The organism is Bradyrhizobium sp. USDA 4506 (assembly GCF_054058795.1).
In genome coordinates, this window is record NZ_JBSSBM010000002.1 from 6798237 (window position 1) to 6816804 (window position 18568).

The 18568-nt window shown below is 64.3% G+C and carries 18 protein-coding genes; 10 read left to right on the plus strand and 8 right to left on the minus strand.

The features are described 5' to 3' along the window. Positions 1–32 precede the first annotated feature (32 nt). Both leuD and ACVIHF_RS34140 read left to right on the plus strand, forming a co-directional pair. Complete coding sequence (gene leuD, locus ACVIHF_RS34135; RefSeq protein WP_456793255.1) at positions 33–635, plus strand: 3-isopropylmalate dehydratase small subunit; 603 nt, start codon at positions 33–35, stop codon at positions 633–635. A 93-nt stretch (positions 636–728) separates the two neighbouring features. Beyond that, the gene (locus tag ACVIHF_RS34140; RefSeq protein WP_310883408.1) at positions 729–1520 is read left to right on the plus strand and encodes a glycosyltransferase family 32 protein; all 792 of its coding nucleotides are present in this window, start codon (positions 729–731) and stop codon (positions 1518–1520) included. Positions 1521–1878: 358 nt separating this feature from the next. Here ACVIHF_RS34140 and ACVIHF_RS34145 read toward each other — a convergent pair whose 3' ends face one another. After that, positions 1879–2757, minus strand: coding sequence for an HpcH/HpaI aldolase/citrate lyase family protein (locus ACVIHF_RS34145; protein WP_253605503.1), 879 nt, complete (start codon positions 2755–2757; stop codon positions 1879–1881). A 143-nt stretch (positions 2758–2900) separates the two neighbouring features. Here ACVIHF_RS34145 and ACVIHF_RS34150 point away from each other — a divergent pair, with 143 nt between their 5' ends. Further along, positions 2901–3557, plus strand: a complete 657-nt coding sequence (locus ACVIHF_RS34150; RefSeq protein WP_168858194.1) for a carbonic anhydrase — start codon at positions 2901–2903, stop codon at positions 3555–3557. A 1-nt stretch (position 3558) separates the two neighbouring features. Here the strand turns inward: ACVIHF_RS34150 and ACVIHF_RS34155 are convergent, their stop codons facing one another. Together ACVIHF_RS34155 and ACVIHF_RS34160 are read right to left on the minus strand one after the other, a co-directional pair. Then, positions 3559–4119: a TIGR00645 family protein gene (locus ACVIHF_RS34155; RefSeq protein ID WP_253605505.1), complete on the minus strand. Its 561-nt coding sequence runs from the start codon at positions 4117–4119 to the stop codon at positions 3559–3561. Between the two features lie 40 nt (positions 4120–4159). Continuing rightward, positions 4160–5194 carry an aspartate-semialdehyde dehydrogenase gene (locus ACVIHF_RS34160; RefSeq protein WP_028337877.1) on the minus strand — a complete coding sequence of 345 codons (1035 nt, stop codon included), beginning with the start codon at positions 5192–5194 and terminating at the stop codon, positions 4160–4162. Positions 5195–5310: 116 nt separating this feature from the next. On the opposite strand from ACVIHF_RS34160, the gene ACVIHF_RS34165 reads away from it, so the two are divergent. Together ACVIHF_RS34165 and ACVIHF_RS34170 are read left to right on the plus strand one after the other, a co-directional pair. Then, positions 5311–6105 carry a hypothetical protein gene (locus tag ACVIHF_RS34165; RefSeq protein WP_456793256.1) on the plus strand — a complete coding sequence of 265 codons (795 nt, stop codon included), beginning with the start codon at positions 5311–5313 and terminating at the stop codon, positions 6103–6105. Positions 6106–6281: 176 nt separating this feature from the next. Then, a complete protein-coding gene (locus ACVIHF_RS34170; RefSeq protein ID WP_069277254.1) occupies positions 6282–6686 on the plus strand; it encodes a hypothetical protein in 405 nt (134 codons plus the stop codon). A gap of 160 nt (positions 6687–6846) precedes the next feature. On the opposite strand, the gene leuB is transcribed toward ACVIHF_RS34170, so the two are convergent. Further along, positions 6847–7959 carry a 3-isopropylmalate dehydrogenase gene (gene leuB, locus ACVIHF_RS34175; RefSeq protein WP_092086966.1) on the minus strand — a complete coding sequence of 371 codons (1113 nt, stop codon included), beginning with the start codon at positions 7957–7959 and terminating at the stop codon, positions 6847–6849. Between the two features lie 261 nt (positions 7960–8220). Between leuB and ACVIHF_RS34180 the strand changes: the two genes are divergently transcribed. Both ACVIHF_RS34180 and ACVIHF_RS34185 read left to right on the plus strand, forming a co-directional pair. Next, on the plus strand, positions 8221–9084 hold the full coding sequence (locus tag ACVIHF_RS34180; RefSeq protein WP_456793257.1) for an EamA family transporter: 864 nt from the start codon (positions 8221–8223) through the stop codon (positions 9082–9084). An 89-nt stretch (positions 9085–9173) separates the two neighbouring features. Beyond that, entirely contained in the window at positions 9174–10382 is a 1209-nt protein-coding gene (locus ACVIHF_RS34185; protein WP_456793258.1) for a YbfB/YjiJ family MFS transporter, read from the plus strand. Between the two features lie 110 nt (positions 10383–10492). On the opposite strand, the gene ACVIHF_RS34190 is transcribed toward ACVIHF_RS34185, so the two are convergent. The 3 genes from ACVIHF_RS34190 to ACVIHF_RS34200 all read right to left on the minus strand — a co-directional run bounded on the left by ACVIHF_RS34190 (position 10493) and on the right by ACVIHF_RS34200 (position 12751). Beyond that, positions 10493–11278 (minus strand): molybdopterin-binding protein, encoded by a 786-nt coding sequence (locus ACVIHF_RS34190; RefSeq protein WP_456793259.1) that lies wholly within the window; start codon positions 11276–11278, stop codon positions 10493–10495. A 104-nt stretch (positions 11279–11382) separates the two neighbouring features. Next, entirely contained in the window at positions 11383–12015 is a 633-nt protein-coding gene (locus ACVIHF_RS34195; RefSeq protein WP_456793260.1) for a cytochrome b/b6 domain-containing protein, read from the minus strand. Between the two features lie 181 nt (positions 12016–12196). After that, positions 12197–12751, minus strand: a complete 555-nt coding sequence (locus ACVIHF_RS34200) for a fasciclin domain-containing protein (protein WP_225645290.1) — start codon at positions 12749–12751, stop codon at positions 12197–12199. A gap of 326 nt (positions 12752–13077) precedes the next feature. On the opposite strand from ACVIHF_RS34200, the gene ACVIHF_RS34205 reads away from it, so the two are divergent. Continuing rightward, complete coding sequence (locus ACVIHF_RS34205; protein ID WP_456793261.1) at positions 13078–14478, plus strand: MFS transporter; 1401 nt, start codon at positions 13078–13080, stop codon at positions 14476–14478. Positions 14479–14887: 409 nt separating this feature from the next. Further along, on the plus strand, positions 14888–16132 hold the full coding sequence (locus ACVIHF_RS34210) for an IS4 family transposase (protein WP_456794149.1): 1245 nt from the start codon (positions 14888–14890) through the stop codon (positions 16130–16132). Positions 16133–16176: 44 nt separating this feature from the next. Here ACVIHF_RS34210 and ACVIHF_RS34215 read toward each other — a convergent pair whose 3' ends face one another. Continuing rightward, on the minus strand, positions 16177–16938 hold the full coding sequence (locus tag ACVIHF_RS34215) for an SDR family oxidoreductase (protein WP_225645292.1): 762 nt from the start codon (positions 16936–16938) through the stop codon (positions 16177–16179). Between the two features lie 86 nt (positions 16939–17024). On the opposite strand from ACVIHF_RS34215, the gene ACVIHF_RS34220 reads away from it, so the two are divergent. Then, positions 17025–18554: a malonate--CoA ligase gene (locus ACVIHF_RS34220; protein WP_456793262.1), complete on the plus strand. Its 1530-nt coding sequence runs from the start codon at positions 17025–17027 to the stop codon at positions 18552–18554. Positions 18555–18568: the final 14 nt, after the last annotated feature.

Genomic DNA, 18568 nt, shown 5'->3' on the forward strand with positions numbered 1-18568 from the left:
TATCCGCTATTTTTTTCCCGGGAAGAGCACCGATGGACAAGTTCACCACGCTGGAAGGCGTCGCGGCGCCGCTGAAGATCATCAATGTCGACACCGACATGATCATTCCGAAGCAGTACCTCAAGACCATCAAGCGCACCGGCCTTGGCAAGGGGCTTTTCTCCGAGGAGCGCTACAAGGATGACGGCAGCGAGAACCCGGATTTCGTCCTCAACCAGCCCGCCTATCGCAACGCGAAGGTGCTGGTCGCCGGCGACAATTTCGGCTGCGGCTCGAGCCGCGAGCACGCGCCCTGGGCACTGCTCGACTTCGGCATCCGCTGCGTGATCTCGACCTCGTTTGGCGACATCTTCTACAACAACTGCTTCAAGAACGGCATCCTGCCGATCCGCGTGTCGCAGGAGGACCTCGACAAGCTGTTCGACGACGCCGAGCGCGGCGCCAATGCGACGCTGACCATCGACCTCCCCAACCAGGAGATCCGCGGTCCCGACGGCGGTAAGGCCAAGTTCGAGATCGACCCGTTCCGCAAGCACTGCCTGATCAACGGCCTCGACGACATCGGCCTGACGATGGAAAAGAAATCGTCGATCGACAGCTACGAGACCAAGCTTAGGGAACGCGCCTGGGCTTGAGGCTCAGCCCATCATCGTGCCCCGGTGCCGTCAGGCGCCGGGGCTTTTCTTTGCCGAATTCGCTCGCCGCAAACCCGCCGATAGCTGACGCGCATGCTGCCTGACATCGTCACCTTCTGGCACGGCTCGATGGACGCGCTGCGCCAGACCTGCCTGCGCTCGCAGGCGGCGGCGGGGCACAAGGTCACCGTCTACAGTTTCGATCCGATTCCCGGCCTGCCCGACGGTATCGGCAATGCCGAAGCAGAAGCCGTGCTGCCGCATTCGTTCGCGGAGAAGCTGCGCCCGGCGGAGCCCGACGGCTCGTGGCGCGACTGGACCATGCTGCAGTTCAGCGACTTCTTCCGCATGCGGCTGATGGCGCGGCGCGCCGGTCTCTGGCTCGACGCTGACGTGCTGCTGCTGAAGGGCGTCGAGCTCGATCCGGCCAAGCCCTATTTTGCCTGGGAGCGGCCGCGGCAGCTCGGCAACTCCGTGCTGTATCTGCCGCCCGACGATCCGATCGTGCGCGCCTTCGATGCGCTGATGCAGCAGGACGAGCTGATCCCGGACTGGCTGGCGCTGCGCCATCGCCTGACCTTTGCGATGCGCCGGCTGCGCGGCAAGTCCAATCGCCTCGCCGACATCCGTGTCGCGATCTACGGCCCGGCGGCGCTCACCGCGCTGGCGCGCCGCGCAGGCGAATTGCAGCACGCGCTGCCGAAGCGATCATTCTACGCCGTGCACGCCGAGCCGAGACTGTTCTTCGAGCCATCGGATTTTTCGAAGTACCTGAACGATCCCGGGATCATCGGCCTGCACATCTCGCCGAAGGGACGCGGCAAGGAGGCGCCGATCCCGGGCAGCCTCTACGCGTGGGCGGCGGAGAGGTTTGGGACGCGATAATCACCCTCACCTGGAGGGGCGCACCGCCAAATATGGAAAACAACCCCATGCAAAGTAGCCGGCGACTGCCGGCTCGACATGGCAGCTTGACTCGTCGGGCAAATCAGCGGCACTCTTCTATTATTCAGAAATTATGCGAGCGCCCCGCGGCTATGGCATATCATGGGCGTCGGAGAGGTTTGGCAGCTGATACAGGCGCGGTCTTACCCTCTCCCCTTGTGGGAGAGGATGCGCTCGCGAAGCGAGTGCGGGTGAGGGGTTTCTCTCCGCACGGATAAATCTCGCTAGCGGAGACAACCCCTCATCCGGCGCTTCGCGCCACCTTCTCCCACAGGGAGAGAAGGGACGCTTCGCTGGGCTAATGCCCCATCGCGGCGATCGCATCGGCGATCGCGATGGTGCGCCTGGCCATCTCGGCGTGCAGGCGCTCGACCATGCGGCCGTCGAGCTGGATCGCGCCGCGCGAGGCGTTCTCCGGCTTCTCGAAGGCGGCAATGATCTTGCGCGCCTCGGCGACCTCGGCCTCCGGCGGCGTGAAGATCGCGTTGCAGGCATCGATGTGGCTCGGATGGATCAGCGTCTTGCCGTCGAAGCCGAGATCGCGGCCCTGCGCGCATTCCTCCGCGAAGCCGTCGACATTGCTGATGTCGCTATAGGGCCCGTCGAGGATCTCGAGCCCGTGCGCGCGGGTCGCCAGGATGCAATGCGTGATCATCGGAATCATCGCCGCGCGGCCCGGCTTCATCCGGATCCGGGTTTCGCGGGCAATGTCGTTCGGCCCGAACACGAAGCCGGCGAGCCGGGTTTCGGAATCCTTCGATGCCGCGGCCAGCTTGTCGGCGTCGAGCACCGCGCGCGCGGTTTCGATCATCGCCCAGACCCGGATCGAGGCAGGCGCACTGATGTCGCTGAGGCGATCGGCGACGGCGTTGAGATCGTCGACGGTCGAGATCTTGGGAACCAGGATCCCGTCCGGCTGCGACTTGCCGGCCATGCCGATGTCGTCGACCCACCAGGGCGTGTCGAGCGCGTTGATGCGGATCAGAACCTCGCGCTTGCCAAAGCCCTTGGCCGCGACCGCCTTGGCGATCTGCTCCCGCGCCGTGGCCTTGGCGTCAGGGGCGACCGCATCCTCAAGGTCGAGGATAATGCCGTCCGCCGGCAGCGTCCGGGCCTTTTCCAGCGCCCGTGCATTCGATCCCGGCATGAACAACAAGCTGCGGCGCGGACGGATCATCGACATTCTCCTGGGGGCTCGGGCTCCGCCGGTGTCCATTGTTTGGGCATCGGGCGGGAACCATTCTTCAACGCTGCCGTATCATCTCAGGCCACACGCCGAAAGTCTTGTTCCCGTTACCCGCATGTGGTTAGCCAGAGACCATGAAATTCTTTCCGAAGCAGTTGATCGACGGCTACCGGACGTTCGCGACCCAGCGGCTGCCGACCGAGCAGTCGCGCTACCAGGACCTCTCGGAGCGCGGCCAGTTTCCCGAGACCATGGTGATCGGCTGCTGCGACTCCCGCGTCTCGCCGGAGGTGATCTTCGACGCCGGCCCCGGCGAGTTGTTCGTGGTCCGCAACATCGCCAATCTGGTTCCGGTCTATCAGCCCGACAGCAACGCCCACGGCGTCTCGGCCGCGCTGGAATATGCCGTGACCGTTTTGAAGGTGAAGAACATCGTGGTGCTGGGCCACGCGCAGTGCGGCGGCATCCGCGCCTTCGTCGACAAGATCAAGCCGCTCACGCCCGGCGACTTCATCGGCAAATGGATGCAGATGTTCATCAAGCCCGGCGAAATCGTCGAGCAACGCGAGCATGAGACCATGCAGGATTTCGTCGTCCGCATCGAGAAGGCCGCGGTGTTCCGCTCGCTGGAGAACCTGATGACCTTCCCGTTCGTGCGCGAACGCGTCGAGAGCGGCGAGATGCAGCTGCACGGTGCCTATTTCGGCGTCGCCGAGGGCTCGCTGTTCGTGCTCGACCGGGTCGCGAAGGAATTCATCAGCGTCCGCGACGAGCTGAAATCAGACCAGTAATCTACTCGTCGCCGTGATGGCCGCTGCCCCAGCGGTCGGAGATCGCGAGCATGAAGGACGACACCACGAATACCAGGTGCACGCCGACCAGCCAGGCGAGCTTGCTGGGGTCGAACGCGGTATCGAGGTTCATGAACGCCTTCAGCACCTGAATCGCCGAGATCGCGACGATCGACGCCAGCAGTTTTTGCTTCAGGCCGCCGAAATCGACCTTGGTCATCCAGTCCGGCCAATCCGGATGCCCTTCCGGATCGATCTTCGAGACGAAGTTCTCGTAGCCCGAGAACACCACGATCAGGATCAGATTGCCGGTCAGCGAGATGTCGATCAGCGCCAGCACGCCGAGAATGATGTCGGATTCCTTGGCATCCGGCACATGCAGGATGAAGTGCCACAGCTCCATGCAGAACTTGAACAGCAACGCGGCGAGGCTGATGACGAGGCCGAAATAGAACGGCGCCATCAGCCAGCGGCTGTTGAACAGCAGGTTCTCGAAACGGCGTTCGACCCGCTTCAGCGTCGGATTGGGCCGATAGGTCCCCGGTTGTTCCGCTTCCGCCATGCCACGCGCTTCCTGACGCCGTATTCCCGCGGCAGCTTTTTTATGCCGCCTTCTGCTTGGCGGTGATCAGCTTGCGGTTGATCAGGACTTCGGCGATCTGCACGGCATTGAGCGCCGCGCCCTTGCGCAGGTTGTCCGACACGCACCAGAACGACAGGCCGTTCTCCACTGTCGCGTCCTCGCGGATGCGGCTGATATAGGTCGCGTCCTCGCCGGCCGCCTCATAGGGCGTGACGTAGCCGCCCGGCTCGTGCTTGTCGATCACGAGGCAGCCCGGCGCGCGGCGCAGGATGTCGCGCGCCTCGTCCGGCGTGATCGGATTGGCGAACTCGACGTTGACGGCTTCGGAGTGACCGACGAAGACCGGCACGCGTACGCAGGTCGCGGCGAGCTTGATCTTCGGATCGAGGATCTTCTTGGTCTCCGCCATCATCTTCCACTCTTCCTTGGTGTAGCCGTCTTCCATGAAGACGTCGATCTGAGGAATGACGTTGAAGGCGATGCGCTTCGGAAACTTCTTATTGACCAGCTCGTCGTTGGTGTAGACGGCCTTGGTCTGCGAGAACAATTCGTCCATCGCGTCCTTGCCGGCGCCCGACACCGATTGATAGGTCGAGACCACGACGCGCGTGATCGTCGCCTTGTCGTGCAGCGGCTTCAGCGCGACGACGAGCTGCGCGGTCGAGCAGTTCGGGTTGGCGATGATGTTCTTCTTGGTGAAGCCGGCGGTCGCATCCGCGTTCACTTCGGGCACGATCAGCGGCACATCCGGGTCCATGCGCCAGGCCGAGGAGTTGTCGATCACGACCGCGCCGGCGGCGCCGATCTTGGGCGACCATTCCTTGGAGACCGAGCCGCCGGCCGACATCAGGCAGATGTCGATGTCGGAGAAGTCATAGTGCTCGAGCGCCTTCACCTTCAGCGTGCGGTCGCCATAGGAGACCTCGATGCCGACGCTGCGGCGCGAGGCCAGCACGACGACCTCGTCGGCGGGGAATTTGCGCTCGTCGAGAATGTTGAGCATTTCGCGCCCGACATTGCCGGTCGCTCCGACCACCGCGACTTTGTAACCCATCGTTCACTCTCCGACGAAAAATGCCCGTTCCCCCGCAAGCTGCGGAAAGGGAAGAGGCAGCGCTTCTATGCGAGAAACCCCGTCAAGACAACGTTGCGTAGCTTTTGAGCGTTTTGATGCGTTTATTTCGGGCCGATCCGGCCGCGCCCCATCATACGAGAATTCCGTCAGCGCTGACGAGCTTCGTCGACGAGGTGTACGCCACGCTCTCCCGGCTGTTCGCCTATGTCGCCGTGCTCGCGCTGTTCGTCGTCCTCGGCAACTATCTATGGAAGCAACTGCCCGACGCAACGGCGATGGCGGCCCCTGCCGCCGCAGGCTGGAGCCCGGCCGGCCGCACGGCGCCGGTCTTTGCCGTGAGCCGGCTCGATCTGCGAGATAAAACAGAGACTTACGAGATCCTCCGGCACCCCGAGGGCGGCCGCAAGGACGTCTTCCGTTGGGCCGATGCCAACGGTGCAACAGTCGCCGAGCTGGAAATCTACCGCCCCGGCGGCGAGGCCATGGGGCCTGCGGCCACCGAGATTGCCGGGCGGCTCGCCCCGGGCGGCGTCCGCGAGCTCGAGGCGGCCGGCATCGTCGACAGCAAGTTCGGCAGCGTCACCTTGCTGCGCCCGGCGCGGCAGGACGGCGACCGTGCCTGCCTCGGCTTCCTCAAGCAGGCCGACGCACCTGACCTCCGGATCTCCGGCTGGACCTGCCAGGGCGCCAGCCTGCCGGCCCGGCGCGCCGCGATCATCTGCATGCTGAACCGCCTGACCCTGCTGGCCGCGGGCAACGATCCGCGGCTCGCCGCCCTGTTCGCGCATGCCGAGCTCAAGCGCACCGACTGCGTTACCTCCGGCGCGCCGGCCCTGTCGGCCGACTGGGTCATGGGCAGCGAGAACCCGCGCCTGCGCGGCGCCCTTTGATGGCGAGACCGTGGCAAGGCACTGGTTTTCATGAAACTTTTGCGCTTGGACACGCATTATCTCGGCCGGTGTGGCGCAATTGACCTAGTGACGGCCTCCCCACCATGGCTACAATGTGTTCCGAGTGATTTTGGCGGACGCGCCAGCCCCGATGGGGCCGTAATGACGAGGATGCGATGACCTTGAAATTCCCTGCCGCGAACAAGCTCGTGGTGTTGCTTGCCGCGGCTGCCGTCACCGCAACCGCGTTCGGCATGACCGCGGCCAGCGCGCAGAGCCCGGCCAAGCGCAAGCAGCAGGAGCAGTATGACCGCGACGGCCGCCGCTATTACGGCGCCCAAGGTCCGAACCGTGTCTATCAGCAGGGCCCGCGCACCCGCGTTTACGTCACCACGCGCTCGTGGCTCGACGCCGGCACCGAAGTGCTGCCCGGCGACCGCAAGTTCAACGACTACGCCTATCCGCCGGATATCGGCTATCCCTCGTTCGCGCGCGAGAACAACAACCGCCCGATCGATCGCCAGCCGCTCAGCCCGCCGGCCGATCTCGGCGGCTATCCGCGGAATTTCCCGCTGTACTGAGACGTCGCACCCGGCGTCGTCCCGGCGAAGGCCGGGACCCATACGCCGCGGCCTCTCGATCTGAAATGATTGTTCGCCGATCTTCGTAACCATCGACATCGGTGGTTATGGGTCCCGGCCTTCGCCGGGACGACATCGTGTTTGTGTCAGCCGCGCGCCATCACGCGTGCAGCTTCTGCAATTCCTTCAGGATCGCCTCGCCCATTTGGCTCGTGCTGGCCGGCGTGGTGCCTTCCGACTTGATGTCGGCGGTGCGCAGGCCGCTGGCGAGCACGGCCGCGATCGCGGCATCGACCTTGTCGGCGAGCTCGCCCATGTCGAAGGAATAGCGCAGCGCCATGCCGAACGACGAGATCATCGCGATCGGATTGGCGAGGCCTCGGCCTGCGATATCGGGCGCCGAGCCGTGCACCGGCTCGAACAGCGAGCGCCGCTTCTTCGTCTTCGAGTCGACTTCGCCGAGCGAGGCCGACGGCAGCATGCCGAGCGAGCCGGTCAGCATCGCCGCGATGTCGGACAGCATGTCGCCGAACAGATTGTCGGTCACGATGACGTCGAACTGCTTCGGCGCCTTGACGAGGTTCATGCCGCCGGAATCGGCGAGCTGGTGCTCGAGCGTGACGTCCTTGTATTCGCGCGCGTGGACCTGGGTCATGACCTCGTTCCAGAGCACGCCCGACTTCATGACGTTGCGCTTCTCCATCGACGTCACCTTGTTGCGGCGCTTGCGCGCCAGGTCGAAGGCGACGCGGCCGATGCGCTCGATCTCGTAGGTGTCGTAGACTTGGGTGTCGACCGCGCGCTTCTGGCCGTTGCCGAGATCGGTGATGGTCTTCGGTTCGCCGAAATAGACGCCGCCGGTGAGCTCGCGGACGATCATGATATCGAGACCCTCAACCACGTCGCGCTTCAGGCTCGAGGCCTCGGCGAGCGCCGGGTAGCACACCGCCGGGCGCAGATTGGCGAACAGGCCGAGATCCTTGCGCAGCCGCAGCAGGCCGGCCTCGGGACGCACCTCATAGGGCACGCTGTCCCACTTCGGGCCGCCGACCGCGCCGAAGATCACGGCGTCCGCCGCCGTCGCCTTGGCCATGTCGCCCTCGGAGATCGACACCTTGTGGGCGTCATAGGCGGAACCGCCGACCAGGCCCTGCTCGGTCTCGAACTTCGCGATGCCCTGCGCATTCAGCCAGTCGATCAGGCGCTGCACCTCGGCCATCACTTCGGGGCCGATGCCGTCGCCGGGGAGAAGCAGCAGTTTATGGGTCGCCATGGTGTTACCTCGAGCTAATCGTTGTTGTCGTTGCCGGGCAAGAGCGCGAAGCGCGTCCTCGCACAGATGACCCGGCAATCCATCCCGCTTCGAAAGGCCTTTGAAGATGGATGGATGCCCGGGTCGAGCCCGGGCATGACGAGCGGGGAAATCCGGCCGGAGTGCTAAAACGCCGGAGCCGGATTGGCAAGGCACCCTGGATCGGCCCAGAATGGTCCCAACGGGCAACCCGCGCCTTCAGAAGCCAACAAGACGGACCTCATGACCGCAGCCATCGTCTACGCCTTCGCCTCGGCCATTTTCCTCGGCGCCGGGGTGGTGCTGGCGCAGCTTGGCCTGCGCACCGTCGAGCCGCTGTCGGGCGCCGCGATCAGCGTGCCCACTTTCACCCTGCTATTCCTGGTGCTGTCGCCGCTGATCCTGCATGGCGAGCCGCTGGTCTGGCGTGCGCTGCCGATCTTCATGGCGATCGGGCTGTTCTTCCCGGCCTCGCTGACGCTCCTGACCTTTGCGTCAAACCGGGCGCTGGGACCGGTCATCACCTCGACGCTGGGCAATCTGGCGCCGCTGTTTGCGGTCACCGCCGCCGTGGTGCTGCTGCACGAGCCCTTGCTGCCGCAGCAGCTCATCGGCCTCGTCGTCGCGGTCGCGGGCGCCGCCATCATCACCGTGACGAGGCCGCGCGACCTCGGCCATTGGCGCAGCTGGGCGCTGCTGCTGCCGCTCGCGAGCGCGCTGGTGCGCGGCATCGTGCCGCCGATCGCCAAGCTCGGCCTTGCGATCTGGCCGAGCCCGCTATGGGCCTGCCTGGTCGGCTACGTCATGTCCTCGCTGGTGGTGCTGACCGTGCAACGGGTCCGCAAGGGCAGCTTCATGGTGCAGGCGCCGCGCGAGGGCCGGTTCTGGTTCGCGCTGACCGGGATCAGCAACGGGCTCAGCGCGCTCAGCCTGTTCGCCGCGGTCCGCAACGGCCCGATCACGCTGGTGGCGCCGCTCGCCGCTATCTACCCGCTGGTCACCGTGGCGATGAGCACGGTGGTGCTCAAGCATGTCGAGATCACCGCGCGGATCGTCGGCGGAACCCTGCTGACCGTGATCGGCGTCGCGCTGGTCCTGATCGCCTGATTGCCTGATACGCAAGACAGTGTTGCGGGCATCGGCGCTGGGCAGCGCCGCCGCGGCCTGTCACAATGGCCGCATTGCCGGAGTGAATTGTGAGAGCCCCCGCCCCGTCCTACCCGCATGCCGCGCGGCTGATCCTTATTCTGTCGCTCGCACCGACGGTCGGTCTCGGCATCGGCCGGTTCGCCTATTCGCTGGTGCTGCCCGACATGCGCGAGCAGCTGGCCTGGTCCTATTCGGCCGCCGGCTTCATGAACACGATCAACGCCGCCGGCTATCTGGTCGGCGCGCTGCTCGCCTCACGCCTGATCGAACGCTTCGGACTTGCCGCATCGGTGCGCTGGTCGACGCTGGCCTGCGCGCTGTCGCTGGCGCTTTGCGCCCTCACGGGCAATTTCGTGGTGCTGAGCTTTGCCCGCCTGCTGGTGGGCTTCGCCGCCGCGATTGGCTTCGTCGGCGGCGGCGCGCTCGCGGCAACCATCGCGCAATCGCGACCCGAACGCGCGAATTTCCTGCTCAGCCTGTTCTATGCCGGGCCGGGCGTCGGCATCCTCGCATCGGGCTTGATCGCGCCGTTCGTGCTGCAGGGCTTCGGCGCCGGCTCGTGGTGGATCGTGTGGTGGGCGATGACGCTACTTTCCGCGATCATGACCGTGCCGCTGATGCTGGCGCCGCTCCACGCCAACACCGCCGCCGGCGGCATCGTGCGGACCCAATTCGCTGTCATGCCGGTCCTGATCTACCTCGCCGCCTACTTCCTGTTCGGCGCCGGTTACATCGCCTACATGACTTTCATGATCGCCTATGTCCGGAACGGCGGCGGCGGCGCAGCTGCACAGAGCGCGTTCTGGAGCCTGATCGGCGTCAGCGCATTCGTGACGCCCTGGGTCTGGGGGCGGGTGCTGGCGCTCGACCGCGGCGGGCTCGCCACCACCATCATCCTCGGCGTCAACGCGCTCGGCGCCAGCCTGCCGATCTTCGGGCATTCGCCGCTGCTGCTGGCGATCTCGGCGCTGGTTTTCGGCGTCGCCTTCTTCGCCGTGGTCGGCTCGACCACCGCCTTCGTGCGTTTCAACTACCCGCCGCAATCCTGGCCGACCGCAATCGCGGCGATGACCATCGCGTTCGGCATCGGCCAGACGCTCGGACCGATCGTGGTCGGCGCCATCACCGACGCGGTCGGCAGCCTGTCATTTGCGTTGAACGTCTCGGCCGCGATGCTTGCGCTCGGCGCGCTGCTGTCGGCGTTTCAGAGGAAGGTCCTCTCCCAGCGTCGTCCCGGCGAAGGCCGGGACCCATAACCACAGCTGGTTGGGATGGAGGGGAGCGTCTCCCAGCCTGCCTATTCCCTCGGCCGCGGGGTATGGGTCCCGGCTCCCGTGCGCAATTGCGCACTAGGCCGGGACGACGGCTAACTCCCGCTGAACGAATTGTAGCCCTGGTCTTCCCAGTAGCCGCCCTTGTAGTCGTTGGTGACTTCCATCGAGAGCACGTATTTCGGGTTCTTGAAGCCGAGCTTGGTCGGGACCCGGATCTTCATCGGAAAGCCGTAGGCGCGCGGCAGGATCTCGTCGGCGAATTTGAACGTCATCTGGGTCTGCGGATGGAGCGCCGAGCGCATGTCGAGCGGCGAGTTGTAGCCGTCCTTGTCGGCGCACTGGAACCAGACATATTTGGCACGGGTGTCGGCGCCGACCAGCTTGAGGAAGTCGCGCAAGGGCGTCCCGGTCCAGCTGCCGATCGCGCTCCAGCCCTCGACGCAGATGTGGCGCGTCACCTGCTTGACCTGCGGCAACTTGTACAATTCGTCGAGCGTCCACGACTTCTTGTTCTCGACCAGCCCGCGCACCTCGAGCTTCCAGTCAGCGCCTGCGATCTCAGGCGCGTCGTCGAGATCGTAATAGGCGTTGAACGGGAACGGCTTCGTGATCATGCTCTCGGGGAAGGTCGGCGCCAGCGCATCCGGATTGAACATCCAGGCCTGCACCGCATCGTTGAACTTCGAAACGTGTTTCAGCATTTCCTCGGCCGACGACGAATCGACCACATCGCAGCCGGTCAATAGCGTCAGCGCGCCGAGGCTGGTGCCCGCCGTGATGAAGCGACGGCGCGTCAGCTCCGGCATCGCCTTCACCGCATCGCGCACGAGCAGCTTCTTGTCGACACCGGGGATCAGGAGCTTGCGGAAACGACCCATGACAAACCTCCTACAGCATGATCCGGAAAAGTGCGAAGCGGTTTTCCGAACAGATCATGCTCAAATAACAAGAAGCTAAAACGCGATGACAATCTCATCGCGCTTTAGCGTCCGATGATCATGGCGCGCAGGCTCTTCGGCACCAGCAGCGCGAGCGCGACATGGATCACCAGGAAGGCGACGATCAGCGCCATGCAGGTGAAGTGAACATAGCGGGCGAAATCGTAGCCGCCGAACAGCGACACCAGCCAGTGCAGCTGCACCGGCTTCCACATCGACAGGCCGGACAGCACGATGACGACGCCGACCACGATGATGCCGGCATAGAGCAGTTTCTGCACCGAATTGTATTTGCTGAGATCGTCATGCGACAGCTTGAAGGTCAGCGCCGCCTTGGTGTCGGCAATCACGCCGCCGGGGGTGATTGGCAGCAGCTTCTTGCGGAAGCGGCCGGTGGCGAAACCCAGCGCCAGATAGACCAGGCCATTGACCATCAACAGCCACATCGCCGCGAAATGCCAGAGCAGCGCACCGCCGAGCCAGCCGCCGAGCGTGATGCTCCGCGAGAAGGTGAAGCCAAACAGCGGCGAGGCGTTGTAGATTTGCCAGCCGGACATAATCATCAGGATCATCGCGAAGGCGTTGATCCAGTGCACCATGCGCACCCAGACCGGCTGGATCGCCTTCGCGGGTGCCGCGGTCTCTGTCTGGTGGTCGCTGACGGCAAGGCTCGTCATGGGATATCTCTGCTCGTGGTCGTTACCGGGTTATACGCCCGGAACCGGCGGTCCGTTACGGGGTCGCGCATCATCAGTTTGATATAGGCTGCTTCATATGGTCACAAAAATGCGAGCCGGGGCGAGGCGCCGGCTCGCTATGTCGCGGGTCCTTTGAGGGACTAAAGCAGGCCGTCAGGTGTTACGTCGCCGGCATCAGCACGGTATCGACCACATGGATGACGCCGTTCGACTGGTTGACGTTGGAAATCGTCACCATCGAGGTGCCGCCCTTGGCATCGACGATCCAGACCTTGCCGTCCTGCTTCTTGACGGTCAGTTCCTCGCCTTCGGCGGTCTTCAGCTTCTTGCCGTCGGTGAGGTCGGAGGCCTCGAGCTTGCCCGGCACCACATGGTAGGTGAGGATCTTGGTCAGAGTCGCCTTGTTCTCGGGCTTGACGAGGGTGTCGACGGTTCCGGCCGGCAGCTTGCCGAACGCGGCATTGGTCGGCGCGAACACCGTGAACGGGCCCTTGCCTTCCAGCGTGCCGACCAGGCCCGCGGCCTTCACCGCGGCGACGAGCGTGGTGTGATCCTTCGAGTTGACGGCGTTCTGCACGATGTTCTTCGACGGGAACATCGCGGCGCCGCCGACCATCACGGTCTTTTCCTCGGCACGGACCGGCGCCACGACAGTGGCGGTGATCGCAAGCGCGCTGAAGGCGGCGGCGGCGAGATAGGCAATACGCTTCGACATGGTTTCATCTCCCGATGAGTAGGCCGACCGGCGAGGCTTCGCCGGCGTTGAAGGGGCAACAACGGCGCGTGCTGGTTGATGAGTGCGTCGTCGTTGGCCGAGCTACGGCAGGTTTTCCCGACGGTTTCCGGAAATAATTCTTTGTGATTGTTGAAACCGGCCGGCGCGCGCTGCGTACACGCGACACCTCGCGCAGCCCGCTAGGCATTCCATTCAGCGGAATGGACGCGTGCGCTGCCGCGAGCAATTTGCTTGCCGCAGTCAGCTGATTGGTTCAGCTTGAGGTTGCGGCACAGCTTCGCAGAAAGCGGCCGCGGGGAGGCATCATGAGCAGCATCACGGCTGACGGCCACGCCGCACCTGCGGTGAACGATGCAAGTATCGACATCGGTCCGCTCGAGCAGAAGCATCTGCAATACGCCAACTACCGCGCGGTTGCGGACACAACCGAGATCACGAAAACGCATTGGCACATCGCCACCGCCAACGCGCTCGGCTGGGGCTTCGACGGCATGGACGGCGTGATCTTCGCGCTGATCTCGCCGATGGTGATCAAGGAATTTTCGCTGAGCCTGCCGGAGTACCGCTCCGGCATGCAGATCGCGCTGTTCGTCGGCATCGCGGGGCTTTACTTCTGGCCATGGCTCGCCGACCGCTACGGTCGCCGCACGCTGCTCGCCGTCAATATCGCGCTGTTCTCGCTCCTGATGCCGGTCGCGGCGATGTCGCCGACCTTCGCGGTGTTCGTGATCGCGCGCTCGCTGTTGTTCTTCGCGCTCAACGGCGAATGGTCGCTCGGCTCGATGCTGGTGGCGGAGACCTGGCCGGCCCGGCTGCGCGGCCGCGTCATCAGCATCACCCGCTCGGCCTGGTGCCTCGGCGCCACGCTCGCGGGTGCGATCACGGGCCTCGTCGCCGCCAATTTCGGCTGGCGCATCGCTGTCATGGTGCCCGGCGTGATCGCGCTGCTCGCGATCTATATCCGCTCCACCTGCCCGGAATCGCCCTATTGGGTGCGCGCGCAGGACCGCAAGCGGCGCATCTCGGAGACGCTTGCGCGCGGCGGCACGGTCAGCGCCGAGGACAGCGCCTGGTTCGGCAAGGCAAAGTCGGTCGGCATCCGCCAGGTGTTCATGCCCGACGTGCTGCCCGCCACGCTTGTCGCGCTGTTCGTCGCCTGCGCCTCGACCTCCATCTACGGCACGGTCGGCGCCTGGATGCCGCTGTATCTGTCGACCGAGAAGCACTGGTCGACCGCCGAGTACAGCCTGTTCTACGTGTTCTACGGGCTCTGCGGCTTCCTTGGACTGTGCGTGGTGGGTTGGCTGATCGACAAGATCGGCCGCCGCCGCACCTTCATCATCACCCTGATCGAGGGTGCGATCTTCATGACGCTCTGGGTCTATTCCGAGGATCGCGTGCTGCTATGGGCGTTCGGGCTCGCCTGGTGTCTCGGCTTCCTCGGCTTCTGGGGGCCGAGCACGACGCTGACCGCGGAGATCTTCCCGACCCGGATCCGCGGCGCCGCCAACGGCGTGGTCTGGGCGATCGCCTATTTCGTCGGCTTCGTGCTGTTTCCCTTCGTCTCGATCGCGCTTCAGCAGCACACCGGCTCGTTCGCGCTGTCGTTCCTGTGCATCCCGGTGCTGATGATCGCGATGGCGATCGGTGTGTTCCTGTTCGTGCCGGAGCATACCGGCAAGGAATTGAACGAGATCATCGAGTGACGTCGACCGCAGAACCGTCTACGCCGTCGTCCCGGCCAAGCCAACGGGTCGGCACGAAGCGCCGCCCGTTGACAGGCTCCGCGCGAGCCCGGATCCATAACCACGAATGCCGGTTTTGCGAAAGCTGTCGCTCCAGCCTTTGCTAACAGCCGACATCGGTGGTTATGGGTCCCTGCTTTCGCACTAGCGTGTCTACACGGTTTTGGGGCGCGACAGATTGACTCGGTGCAGCAAGAAGTGGCGTCTCTGCAGCATGTTGTATGATTCTCTCACTGGCGCTTTGATTCGAAGGAGCGCCAGCGATGCAGCCGGATTTGTCTTTGGGTGAGTTCGGGGACGTTCGTCTCGACAAAAGGGGGCGACGCTTCTCCGGGCTATGCTTTGCACGCGCAGCGTCTGCTTGCGCCAGATGGCCCGGGGCGATTGGGCTGCCAATATGGCGTTCTGGCGGTTTGTGAACAACCCCCAAGTCACGATCGATAAATTGATTGAGGGCTGGAGCGCGCAGACGCGGACTGCGGTCAGCGGGCGTCATGTGCTGGCGATCCAGGATACGAGCGAGGTCAAGTTCCAGACCCCGGCGGGACGGCGGCGCGGGCTGGGCAAAGTCGGCAAGGGCAATGCTCGCGGCGTGCTGTTGCATGCGATGATGGCGGTGGATGCCGACAGCGGGGTCTGTCTTGGCCTTACTGGCGGCAACGTTTGGACGCGCAAAGGCAAGGTAAAAATCCCGCATGAGCGGCGCGCCTTGGCCGACAAGGAGTCGGCGCGCTGGGTGACGGCCGCCGAGCAAGGCCGCGACGTCCTGGCAGATGCCCGCATGATCACCGTCGTCAACGACCGCGAGGGGGATTTCTTTGCTCACTGGGCGCTGACGCCAGCTGAGAATGTCCATCTTCTGTCGCGTGCCATGCACGACCATGCGCTGGTCGATGGCGACACACTTTATCAGGCGGTCGAGCGGAGCCGCTTCTGCGACAACGCGGTGATCGATCTGCCGCAGCGAATGGATCGGCGCGGCCGGCAGGCCCATCTCTCGATGCGCTTCGGAACCGTCGTGCTCAAGCGGCCGCAGAGGCCCGGCGTCACCGACTTGGCGGAGGGCATCAAACTCAGCTTCGTAGAAGTGGTCGAGTTGCATCCGCCGAGAGGTGCGGAGCCCATTCGCTGGCTGCTCCTGACCACTCATCCGGTCGCCACCGTTAAAGACGCCTGGCAGATCGTCTCCTGGTACCGCCAGCGCTGGATCATTGAGCAACTCTTTCGCTCGCTGAAGAGCCAGGGTTTGCGCATCGAGGATAGTCAGATCGAGAGCGCCGAAGGCCTGATCAAGCTCGTGGCGGTCGCCACCAGAGCGGCATGTATCGTCATTCAACTCGTTCAGGCCCGCAACAGTGGCGAAGAATTGCCGGCTGAATTTGTCTTCACCGCAGAAGAGATCGAGACGCTCAGGGCCATCAACAAAACCATGAAAGGTCGCACCGAGCTTCAGAAAAACCACCATCGCCCCAACACTCTTGCTTGGGCGGCATGGATCATCGCAAAACTCGGCGGATGGACCGGCTACGCCTCCCACCGTCAACCTGGACCAATCACCTTCCACACCGGAATGGCCCGCTTCCAAATCCTCGCAAATGGCCCGACAAACGTGTAGATGCACTAGTGCGAAAGCAGGGACGACCGTTGAGGGAGTTGGGCCTAATCCCGGTTCGCCGGCGTCTGGATGAAGCCGCGGTTGTGGGTCGGGCTGATCAGGATCTCGTTCATGCACACCCGTGCCGGCATGCTGGCGACGAAGGCGATGGTGCGGCCGCAATCCTCGGGCTGCAGCATCTTGGCCTGCTCGGCTTCGCTCGGCACCACCGGCCGCTGCTTCAGGATCGGGGTCGCGACCTCGCCCGGCGACAGGCAGCAAGCGCGCAGGCCGTTGACGCATTCGTCCATGTTGAAGGAATGGGTCAGCGCCAGCACCGCGTGCTTGGTCGTGGTGTAGGCCGGGCCCGGCATCTTCGAGACGTGACGGCCGGCCCAGGAGGCGACGTTGATGATGCAGCCGTCCTTCTGCTTGCGCATCGTCGGCAGCACCGCGCGCATGCAGTAGAGCACGCCGTTGAGGTTGACCTCGACGAGCTTGTCCCAGCCTTCCAGTTCCATGTCGGCCCAGCTGCGCTTCGGCACATTGATGCCGGCGCTGTTGACCAGGAGGTCGATGCGGCCGTGCTTGCCGACGATCGTCTCGGCGGCCTTGTTGACATCGGTCTTGTTGCTGACATCGAGCGGAATCGCCTCGGCCTTGCCGCCCTTTTTAGTGATGTTGGCCACCACGCGGTCGAGCTCTTCCCTGCGGCGGCCGGAGACCACCACGGTCCAGCCGTCCGCGGCCAGGAACTCGGCCCCGGATTCGCCGATTCCAGTGCCGCCGCCGGTAACCCAGGCCACGCGTTTCCCATTATTTGTCATGCAAACTGTCTCCGTTGCTTTCTGAAGGGCGTTTTTGCTAATCCAGCCGAAATCTTCCGGCCCTTCGCCCCTCGGGGAATGTTTGCATGAACACGACCACCAACGCCAATCTGTTTTCCCGCCTGTTCGACGGCCTCGACGACCCCAACCGGCTCGCGATCGAGCAGCTCGACGGCAGCCGCATCTCCTATGGCGATTTGATCGCGCGCGCAGGCCAGATGGCGAACGTGCTGGTTGAGCGCGGCGTCAAGCCGGGTGACCGCGTCGCGGCGCAGACCGAGAAGTCGGTTTCGGCCCTGGTTCTGTATCTCGCCACCGTGCGCGCCGGCGGCGTCTACCTGCCGCTCAACACCGCCTATACGCTGAACGAGCTCGAATACTTCATCACCGACGCCGAGCCGGCGCTGGTGGTCTGCGATCCTTCCAAGCAGGACGGCATCAAGGCGATCGCCGCCAAGGTGGGCGCCAAGGTCGAGACGCTCGGTGCCAGCGGCAAGGGCTCGCTGACCGAGACCGCTGACAAGGCGGCGAAGGAATTCGCCACCGTGCCGCGCGGCAACAATGATCTCGCCGCGATCCTCTACACGTCGGGCACCACCGGCCGCTCCAAGGGAGCGATGCTGTCGCACGACAATCTGGCCTCGAACTCGTATTCGCTGGTCGACAACTGGCGCTTCACCGACAAGGATGTGTTGATCCACGCGCTGCCGATCTATCACACCCACGGCCTGTTCGTGGCCAGCAACGTGACGCTGTTCGCGCGCGCCTCGATGATCTTCCTGCCGAAGTTCGATCCGGACGTGATCATCAAGCTGATGTCGCGCGCCACCGTGATGATGGGCGTGCCGACCTTCTATACCCGCCTGCTGCAGAATCCCGGCCTGAACAAGGACGCCACCGGGCACATGCGGCTGTTCATCTCGGGCTCGGCGCCGCTGCTCGCCGACACCCATCGCGAATGGTCTGATCGCACCGGCCACGCCGTGCTCGAGCGCTACGGCATGACCGAGACCAACATGAACACGAGCAACCCCTATGACGGCGACCGCGTGCCCGGCGCGGTCGGCTTCGCGCTGCCCGGCGTCTCGGTGCGGGTCACCGATCCCGAGACCGGCAAGGAGCTTGCGCGCGAGACCATCGGCATGATCGAGGTCAAGGGCCCGAACGTGTTCCAGGGCTACTGGCGCATGCCGGAGAAGACCAAGGCCGAATTCCGCGCCGACGGCTTCTTCATCACCGGCGATCTCGGCAAGATCGACGACAAGGGTTATGTCCACATCCTCGGGCGCGGCAAGGATCTCGTGATCTCCGGCGGCTTCAATGTCTACCCGAAGGAGATCGAGAGCGAGATCGACGCCATGCCCGGGGTGATCGAATCAGCCGTGATCGGCGTGCCGCATGCCGATTTCGGCGAAGGCGTCACCGCAGTCCTCGTCTGCAGCAAGGGCGCCGATGTCAGCGAGGCGTCAGTGCTGAAGGCGCTCGACGGGCGGCTGGCGAAGTTCAAGATGCCGAAGCGCGTCTTCGTCGTCGACGAATTGCCGCGCAACGCGATGGGCAAGGTGCAGAAGAATATTTTGCGCGATAGGTATAAGGATATCTACGCAAAGGGATGAAGCCGCAAGAACGT